Genomic DNA, 8,390 nt, shown 5'->3' on the forward strand with positions numbered 1-8,390 from the left:
TGGCGATAGCATACTGGACGGTGCATCTGCCGGGGGGCGGGTTCTTCCCGATCGACAATCGCGGCGAGGCCGCCGTCCTGTTCTGCTTTATTTTCCTGTACCTGATCTTCGCGGGTGCGGGCGCCTGGAGCATCGACGCGAGGCGCAGGCGCTCCACAGTCGTCGCCTAGAAACGGGAATGGGCCGCCCCGGGGCGGCCTTCCCGCTCAGATCTCCGGCTTGGTCGAAGGCGGCGAGCGCCGGGCGCTGCGGCGCGCGACGGGCGTGGTCGGGGCAGGGGGTGGCGTGCCATCGCTGCTCTCGGAATCCTCGTAAGGCTCGTCCTCGGCGATGTCGTGGATGGCGTCGCGCACCTCGTCGATCAGCGAGGCCGGCACCCTAGACAGGCTCACCGTGCGCGTTGTCGCCTCGTTGGCCTTGAAGAACACCAGCAGCACCTCGCACACGACGCGCAGCACGATGAGGAACAGCGCGCCGTACACCGCGATCTCCAGCAGCCCCCAGAGTCCGTCCCCGAAATTGCGCCCGAAGCTGACAAACAGGTGCCCCACCGCCCAGAGCAGCAGTGCCGCTAGCCCGGTCGCATAGAGCACCGGCACCAGCCGCGGCGACAGGATCGTCTCGAGCCGGAACAGCGTCGGCGACAGGAAGATTTTCTTGAGATCGTCCAACGTCATGGCCTTACCCCCAATCGGAATCGGTCAATGCAGAAAATGCGTGTCTCAGGCCGCCGACACAAGGGCCTCGGGGCGCATCTCGGCCGTCGGCCCGAAACGGCGCTCGAAGGCGGCGCGCAACGCGCCGTCCACTTCCGGCATCGAGGCCAGTTGCCCGAGATCCTCGAAGCTCGTGACGCCCTGGTCGGAAATCCCGCACGGTACGATGCCGTCGAAGTGGCTCAGCGTCGGGGAGACGTTGATGGCGATGCCGTGGAAGGTCACCCAGCGGCTCACCCGCACCCCGATCGCCGCCACCTTGTCCTCGCGGCCGGGGCCCTTGTCCGGCCGCGCCACCCAGACCCCGATCCGCCCCTCGCGCCGCTCGCCCCTGATGTTGAAGGCGGCCAGCGTATCGATGATCAGCCCCTCGAGCCCCTGCACCAGGCACCGCACATCGCGCCCGCGCTGGCGCAGGTCCAGCATGAAGTAGACCACCCGCTGCCCCGGCCCATGGTAGGTGTACTGCCCGCCGCGCCCGGCGTCGTAGACCGGGAACCGGTTCGGCGCCAACAGGTCCTCCGGCGCCGCCGAAGTCCCCGCGGTATACAGCGGCGGGTGCTCCAGCAGCCACACCTGCTCGGGTGCCGTTCCCTCCGCCACCGCCGCCGCGCGCGCCTTCATCGCCTCCAGCGCCTCGGGGTAGGGGACCAGCCCATCCGTGATCCGCCACTCGACCGGAATCCCGTCGGCCTGGAACAGCTTGGTTCCGGTGTCGCAAGTTGGGTCAGTCGTTAACGCTTCGGTAAGCATGGGCAGCCAATGCTCTCACATAGGGGCCCGGCGCGATTCAGCCGGGATGGTCGTTCGCGGTTTATGTATGAACACTCTAGACAATATTGAAGTCGATATCACCGTGGAGCTTGGCGCCGCCAGTATGCCGGTGCACCACCTGCTGCGCATGGGCCGTGGCGCGGTGATCGAGCTCGATACCGGCGAGAACGATCCGTTGCGCGTCTACGCCAACAACACCCTGATCGCCCGCGGCGAGGTGAAGGTCGAAGACGGCCGCCTCAGCGTCGAACTCACCGAAAAAGTCCGCCGTCCGGCGTAGTTTCGCCGTTGCGGCAAAAGCGGAATTAATCGCTTGCACCCACGAACGGGCATTGCTACACGCTGCCTCGCTTCGCCGCTTCGGCGTCGCTCCTACCTCGGCGTGCGGTCGTGGCGGAATTGGTAGACGCGCAGCGTTGAGGTCGCTGTGCCGCAAGGCGTGGAAGTTCGAGTCTTCTCGACCGCACCATCTCTTTTCGATCTCCCTGAGATGCCAGATTGTGGCAGATCGGGAGCCTGTGGTCGTGCCATGCCGGTCAGGCCGAGGCCTGTGCCTCCCGGCCCTCCCATTTCTCCAGATAGACTTCGGCGGATGCCTTCCATGCCTCGGAGGCGTAGTTGCCGACGCTTGCATGGGTGACGCTCAGCGGCCAGGTCCCCAGCGTCAGTCCCGCTCTGCGGGCCGTGCGGCAGAAGTCCAGGTCGTAGTGGTGAAACTGGAACCGCTCATCGAAGCGCACTCCCGCATCAACCAGGCGAGCCCGCCGCGCCGCCAGAAACACGCCGTCCAGCAGCTCGCACGCCGCCGGTGTGGGGCCAAACCGGGCGACCCGTGAGTTCCCGAGCTCTCCATGTGCGACATTGCCGCTGAGCGCCCTGTCGTCACGGTGACGCCACTTGGTGTGCTCTGGGCGGCAGACCGTGTTGCCGGCGACGCCGATGACATCAAAGCGTCGCAGCGCTTCCACGACGCGCTGTGGAACGAAGTAGTCATCGATCCAGATGTCGTCATGGACGAACACCAGGATGTCGGCGCTGCTCGTGTCGATGGCCTTGTTGTAAATCTCAGGCAACCCGGCTGAATTGCCTGACGCTATCCTCGCGCCGACACTCTCACCAACGATACGTCGCAGGGACCGAGCGAGCAGCGAATCTGCCGCCGCAGTCGCCGGCAAGCGTGAGGCGGCGACGAACTCGACAGTGTCGTATTGGAGCTCCGGCGTCATGTTGGCTTGCGATCCGACCAAAAGAAATCTGGATGACTTGGGGTGGCCTGCTCGCTACAGAGCGCAGACCACGCTTACACAGTAGACGGGAAGTGGCCATGGGGTCGAGCCTAGGAGGTGACGGTCGGCGGGTGGGCATCGTCGTGCTCGGGATGCACCGGTCCGGCACCAGTGCCATAACCAGGGTGCTTAGCCTTCTCGGGGCGGCCCTGCCTGAGCGTCTGCTTGGTTCCAACCGTGGAAACTCGGAAGGCCACTGGGAGCCCGTCGAAATTGTCAGATTGAACGGTCGGGCGCTCGGCGAGGTTGGACGCCGGTGGTTCGACTGGCGGCGTGTCCGGCGGCCGATTGCCTCCGAGTTCGTACCCGCGCTGGTACAATTGCTCGGTCTGGAATATGGCGATGCCCCTCGCTTCGTCCTCAAGGATCCACGGGTTTGCCTGCTGGTACCTGCATATCATCAGGCGTTCTCGGATATGGGCGTCGATCCGTACTATCTGCTCGTATTGCGCGATCCTTTGGCCGTCAGTGCCTCGCTTCACGAACGCGACAAGCTGGGCAAGGAGTATGTCCTGCTGCTCTGGCTAAGATACATGCTCGAGGCCGAGCGCTCATCGCGCGGAGCCCGGCGCAGCTTTGTCCACTATGAAGCTATGCTCGTCGACTGGAAAAGCAGCCTGTCAGAGGTAGTCGCGAGCACCGGCCTCGAACTGCCCTCCGATACGTCCGAGGTCGACAGTTTCCTCAATCCCTCTCACCAGCATCACGCGTTCGAGGTCGATCACCTACCCTCGGAGGGTGCCTTGGCGAACTGGGTTTCCACAGCCTACAGCGCGCTATCGCGCCTCGTGACGGCTGCCGGGGATGCAGCGGCGCTGGCGGAGCTGGATGAACTCTACCTCCGCTTCAACGAGGCCACCGACGCCATCGGGGATCCGATGTTTGCCGAGATTCGGCGTCTCCAGGAGGCGCTTACCGAGGCACGCGCCAAAGCGCCCTTAGGTTGACTGTCGCGAGAGCGACCCTCGTAGCGCAAGTCCCAGGCGGACATCACAACACGTCGGCAAGGTGAAAATTCCGCGCCACCGCGTGATCCCGCAGCCCGAATGCCGGCAGCTTCCCCGGCACAAGCGCGTCCGCTACCGCCGTGACGTCCGTAACCTCGGAGGCATCGACCACCACCCGCACGAACGGCTCGGCCATGCCCAGCCGCACCTTCTCCTGCAGTTCGAACAGCAGCACGCGCACATTGCCGTGCGACTCGCAGGCGATGCACTCGGTCCCCGGTTCGTGGGCATGAAGCGGAGCGTCGAGCCGCACCACCGCGGTATCGCGTCCGCCAAAGCGACTCAGGACTGCTTTGTCGGTGACGACGGTCACCGGCACGGAGCGGTCGCGCCGGGCGAACGGGGCAGGGGAGGTCATCATGCCCTCCCCTCACCCCGTCCCACTCCCCGAGGGGGCGAGGGCGCAATGTGCCACTGCCGGTGCAACCAGCGTCCCCTCGCCCGTCCGGGGAGAGGGGCAGGGGCAGCCGCACGCGCAAACGCCGAAGTCATCACACCGCCCCCTTGTCCGCACTTGGCACATAGTTCAGCACCGGCCCGAGCCAGCGCTCGACCTCGCGGATCGCCATGCCCTTGCGTTTGGCATAGTCCTCCACTTGGTCGCGCTCCACCTTGGCGACGCCGAAATAGAAGCTCTCCGGATGGCTCAGATAAATCCCCGACACCGATGAGCCGGGCCACATGGCGTAGCTCTCGGTCAGGCTCACCCCGATCCGCTGTTTGGCGTTGAGCAGGTGGAACAGCGTCGTCTTCTCGGTGTGGTCGGGCTGCGCCGGATAGCCCGGGGCAGGGCGGATGCCCTTGTAGGGCTCGCCCACCAGCTCGGCCGGCGCAAACGTCTCCGAGGCGCCATAACCCCAGAATTCCTTGCGCACCCGCTCGTGCATCAGCTCGGCAAAGGCCTCGGCGAAGCGGTCGGCCAACGCCTTGATCAGGATCGACGAATAGTCGTCGTTCCGGCGCTCGAATTTCTCGGCAATAGCCACTTCCTCGAGCCCGGCCGTCACCACGAACCCCCCGACATAGTCGGGGATGCCCTCGGGCGCGACGAAATCGGCTAGCGCCATGTGGGGCTTGCCGCCGGTCTTCGACAGCTGCTGGCGCAGGGTGTACATCGTCGCCAGCTCGCCGGTCCGTGTTTCGTCGGTGAACAGCCGGATGTCGTCGCCCGCCTGGTTGGCCGGCCAGAAGCCGATCACCGCCTTAGGGCGGAACCAGTTCTTCTGGATCACTTCCTTCAGCATCTTCTGGGCGTCCTCCCAGAGCTGCCGCGCCGCCGGGCCCTGGTCCTTGTCCTCGAGGATGGCCGGGAAGCGGCCCTTCAGCTCCCAGGCCTGGAAGAACGGCGTCCAGTCGATATACTTGGCGATCTCCGCAATGTCGTAGGTCTCGAATACGCGGGTGCCGAGGAAGCTCGGCCTGGGCGGCACGTAGCCATCCCACTCGGGCTTGAAGCGGTTGGCGCGCGCTGCCGCCAGTGGCGTCCGCTGCTTGTCGGCCTCGGATTGCCGGTGCTTCTCGGCCAGCCGCTCGTACTCGGCCCGTACGTCCTTGACATAGGCCGGCCGCTGCTCCTGCGACAGCAGCGACGACACCACGCCCACCGCACGGCTGGCGTCATGCACGTGCACGGTCGGCCCGCCGTGATATTGCGGATGGATCTTCACCGCCGTGTGGACGCGTGACGTGGTCGCCCCGCCGATCAGCAGCGGCACGGTGAACCCCTCGCGCTCCATCTCGGAGGCGACATGCACCATCTCGTCGAGCGAGGGCGTGATCAGCCCGGAGAGCCCGATCACATCGACCTTCTCGGCCTTGGCGGTCTCGAGGATCTTCGCCGTCGGCACCATCACCCCGAGGTCGATGATCTCGTAGTTGTTGCAGCTCAGCACCACGCCAACGATGTTCTTGCCGATGTCGTGGACATCGCCCTTCACCGTCGCCATCAGGATCTTACCGGCCGACTTCCGCCCCGTCGCGTTGCCGTCGGCGTTCTTCTCCGCCTCCATGAAGGGGAGGAGATGCGCCACCGCCTGCTTCATCACGCGCGCCGATTTCACCACCTGCGGCAGGAACATCTAGACCGAACCGAACAGGTCGCCGACGACGCTCATCCCGGCCATCAGCGGGCCTTCGATCACATGCAGCGGCCGCTCCGAACCAAGCCGCGCCTCTTCGGTATCGGCGTCGATGAACTCGGTGATGCCGTTGACCAGCGCGTGCGAAATCCGCTCCGCCACGGGCTTGGTCCGCCAGGTCAGGTCCTTCGCCTTCTGCTCGCCGCCCGCCTGGCCCTTGAACTGCTCGGCAATCTCCAACAGCCGCTCGGTTGCGTCCTCGCGGCGGTTGAAGATCACGTCTTCGCTCGCCTCGCGCAGCGCCGGCTCCAGCGTGTCGTACACCGCCAGCTGCCCGGCATTGACGATGCCCATGTCCATACCCGCCTGGATGGCGTGGTAGAGGAACACCGAGTGCATCGCCTCACGCACCGGCTCGTTGCCGCGGAACGAGAAGCTGAGGTTGCTCACGCCGCCAGAAATGTGAGCGTGTGGAAGGGTTTGCCGAATCGTCCTCGTCGCCTCGATGAAGGCGATGCCGTAGCCCACATGCTCCTCGATGCCAGTGGCGATCGCGAAGATGTTGGGATCGAACACGATGTCCTCGGGCGGGAAGCCGACTTCCTCCGTCAGGAGCTTGTAGGCCTTGGTGCAGATCTCGACCTTGCGCTCATAGGTATCGGCCTGGCCCTGCTCGTCGAAGGCCATCACCACCACGGCGGCGCCATAGCTCCGCACCAGCCGGGCGGCCCCGAGGAACTTCTCGACGCCTTCCTTCATCGAGATCGAGTTGACCAGCGCCTTGCCCTGCACGCACTTGAGCCCGGCCTCGATCACCGAGAATTTCGAGCTGTCTATCATCACTGGCACGCGGGCGATATCGGGCTCGGCCGCGAGCAGGTTGAGGAACTCGGTCATCACCTTCTCGGAGTCGATCAGGCCCTCGTCCATGTTGATGTCGATGATCTGCGCGCCGTTCTGCACCTGGTCGCGCGCCACATCGAGCGCCGCGGTGTAGTCGCCGGCGGTGATGAGCTTCCGGAACCGCGCCGAGCCGGTGACATTGGTCCGCTCGCCGATATTCACGAACGGGATGTCCCGGGTCAGCGTGAAGGGCTCGAGGCCGCTCAGCCGCAGGAACGTCGGCACCTCGGGGATTTTCCGCGGCTTGTACTTGCCGACCGCCTCGGCGATGGCCCGGATATGGTCCGGCGTCGACCCGCAGCAGCCGCCGACGATGTTGAGGAAGCCGTCGCGCGCAAAGCCCTCGAGCTGGCGCGCCATGAACTCCGGGGTCTCGTCATAGCCACCGAATTCATTGGGCAGCCCGGCATTCGGGTAGGCGCAGATCAGCGTGTCCGCGACATCGCTCAACTCATTGACATGCGCGCGCATGGCATTGGCGCCCAACGCACAATTGAGCCCGATCGTGAATGGCTTCGCATGCCGCACCGAGTACCAGAACGCCGTCGGCGTCTGGCCGGAGAGGGTACGCCCGGAGAGGTCGGTGATTGTTCCCGAGATCATCACCGGCAGCTCATAGCCGCGCTCACCGAAGATGCGCTGCGCCGCAAAGATGCCGGCCTTGGTATTGAGCGTATCCGTGATCGTCTCGAACAGCAGTACATCCGCCCCGCCGTCGATCAGCCCGTTGATCGCCTCCGCATAACCCTTGACGATCGCATCGAAGGTGATCGCCCGGTGCCCCGGCGAGTTCACGTCCGTCGACATCGACGCCGTCTTGTTCAGCGGCCCCAGCGCCCCCGCCACGAACCGCCGCTTCCCATCGACATCGAACGCCTGCTGCGCCGCCTCGCGCGCCAGCTTCGCCCCGGCATAGTTGAGCTCATAGGCAAGCTCCTGCATGCCGTAATCGGCCATCACGACGTCGGTCGAGGAGAACGTGTTGCTCTCCACCATGTCCGCACCGGCAAGATAATATTGCAGGTGGATCGCCCGGATCGCATCCGGCTGGGTGAGGTTGAGCAGGTCGTTATTGCCCCGCACATCGTTGTGCCAATCCTTGAAGCGCTCGCCGCGATAGGCGGCCTCGTCGAGCTTCAGCTGCTGAATCATGGTGCCCATGGCGCCATCGAGGATCAGGATGCGTTCGGAGGCCGCCTGGGTAAGCGCTGCCCGCACCTCCTCGCCATGCGGCAAGGAATTTCTATCGATCTCAATGTGTTGAGCTTCAGTCATCGCTCGACTTTCCAACGCCTGTCAGGCCAAAATGCATTCGCCGCCGATGCGGTCACATGGCGGGATATAAAGATATCTTTATATGATCGCCGCCCGCCCGGCAAGCAAGCCCGTTGCCGTCGCACCGCCGGAACCGGAACAAACGCGCAGGAGCTGACCCTACATGGCAATCCCGATCCTCCTCGTCCCCGGCCTCAACTGCACGGCAGAGGTCTACCAGCACCAGCTGCCCGCCCTGTGGCAATTCGGCCCGGTCACCACCGCCAACCACACCACCGGCGCCACGATGCGCGAGATCGCCGCGGCAATCCTCAACGACGCCCCGCCCACCTTCGCCCTCGCCGGCTTCTC

6 protein-coding genes, 1 tRNA gene and 2 pseudogenes are annotated in these 8,390 nt (G+C 65.0%); 4 read left to right on the forward strand and 5 right to left on the reverse strand.

Translation table 11 applies throughout. The features are described 5' to 3' along the window. Positions 1-206: 206 nt before the first annotated feature. Together JWQ89_RS05245 and lipB are read right to left on the reverse strand one after the other, a co-directional pair. A complete protein-coding gene (locus tag JWQ89_RS05245; protein ID WP_299639040.1) occupies positions 207-677 on the reverse strand; it encodes a DUF4282 domain-containing protein in 471 nt (156 codons plus the stop codon). 45 nt (positions 678-722) lie between these two features. Beyond that, positions 723-1,469 (reverse strand): lipoyl(octanoyl) transferase LipB, encoded by a 747-nt coding sequence (gene lipB, locus JWQ89_RS05250; RefSeq protein ID WP_299639042.1) that lies wholly within the window; start codon positions 1,467-1,469, stop codon positions 723-725. Positions 1,470-1,536: 67 nt separating this feature from the next. Here lipB and JWQ89_RS05255 point away from each other — a divergent pair, with 67 nt between their 5' ends. Continuing rightward, complete coding sequence (locus tag JWQ89_RS05255; RefSeq protein WP_299639044.1) at positions 1,537-1,770, forward strand: FliM/FliN family flagellar motor switch protein; 234 nt, start codon at positions 1,537-1,539, stop codon at positions 1,768-1,770. 104 nt (positions 1,771-1,874) lie between these two features. Then, positions 1,875-1,959 (forward strand) — tRNA-Leu (locus JWQ89_RS05260). A 67-nt stretch (positions 1,960-2,026) separates the two neighbouring features. Here JWQ89_RS05260 and JWQ89_RS05265 read toward each other — a convergent pair. Next, positions 2,027-2,716, reverse strand: a complete 690-nt coding sequence (locus JWQ89_RS05265; protein ID WP_299639046.1) for a glycosyltransferase — start codon at positions 2,714-2,716, stop codon at positions 2,027-2,029. Positions 2,717-2,847: 131 nt separating this feature from the next. Here JWQ89_RS05265 and JWQ89_RS05270 point away from each other — a divergent pair, with 131 nt between their 5' ends. Then, on the forward strand, positions 2,848-3,723 hold the full coding sequence (locus JWQ89_RS05270) for a sulfotransferase family protein (protein WP_299639047.1): 876 nt from the start codon (positions 2,848-2,850) through the stop codon (positions 3,721-3,723). 43 nt (positions 3,724-3,766) lie between these two features. Here the strand turns inward: JWQ89_RS05270 and JWQ89_RS05275 are convergent, their stop codons facing one another. After that, a complete protein-coding gene (locus JWQ89_RS05275; protein WP_299639049.1) occupies positions 3,767-4,141 on the reverse strand; it encodes a hypothetical protein in 375 nt (124 codons plus the stop codon). A 133-nt stretch (positions 4,142-4,274) separates the two neighbouring features. Further along, positions 4,275-8,039: pseudogene (gene metH, locus JWQ89_RS05280) on the reverse strand (methionine synthase). Positions 8,040-8,202: 163 nt separating this feature from the next. Between metH and JWQ89_RS05285 the strand changes: the two are divergent. Next, positions 8,203-8,390: pseudogene (locus tag JWQ89_RS05285) on the forward strand (alpha/beta hydrolase); the annotation flags it as partial.

The organism is Devosia sp. (assembly GCF_028290645.1).
GTDB lineage: Bacteria > Pseudomonadota > Alphaproteobacteria > Rhizobiales > Devosiaceae > Devosia_A.

What these genes read in the sequence shown, in the direction of transcription:
- JWQ89_RS05245 (WP_299639040.1), bottom strand. Translation starts at nt 677, where the DNA reads ATGACGTTGGACGATCTCAAGAAAATCTTCCTGTCGCCGACGCTGTTC.
- lipB (WP_299639042.1), bottom strand. Translation starts at nt 1,469, where the DNA reads ATGCTTACCGAAGCGTTAACGACTGACCCAACTTGCGACACCGGAACC.
- JWQ89_RS05255 (WP_299639044.1), top strand. Translation starts at nt 1,537, where the DNA reads ATGAACACTCTAGACAATATTGAAGTCGATATCACCGTGGAGCTTGGC.
- JWQ89_RS05265 (WP_299639046.1), bottom strand. Translation starts at nt 2,716, where the DNA reads ATGACGCCGGAGCTCCAATACGACACTGTCGAGTTCGTCGCCGCCTCA.
- JWQ89_RS05275 (WP_299639049.1), bottom strand. Translation starts at nt 4,141, where the DNA reads ATGACCTCCCCTGCCCCGTTCGCCCGGCGCGACCGCTCCGTGCCGGTG.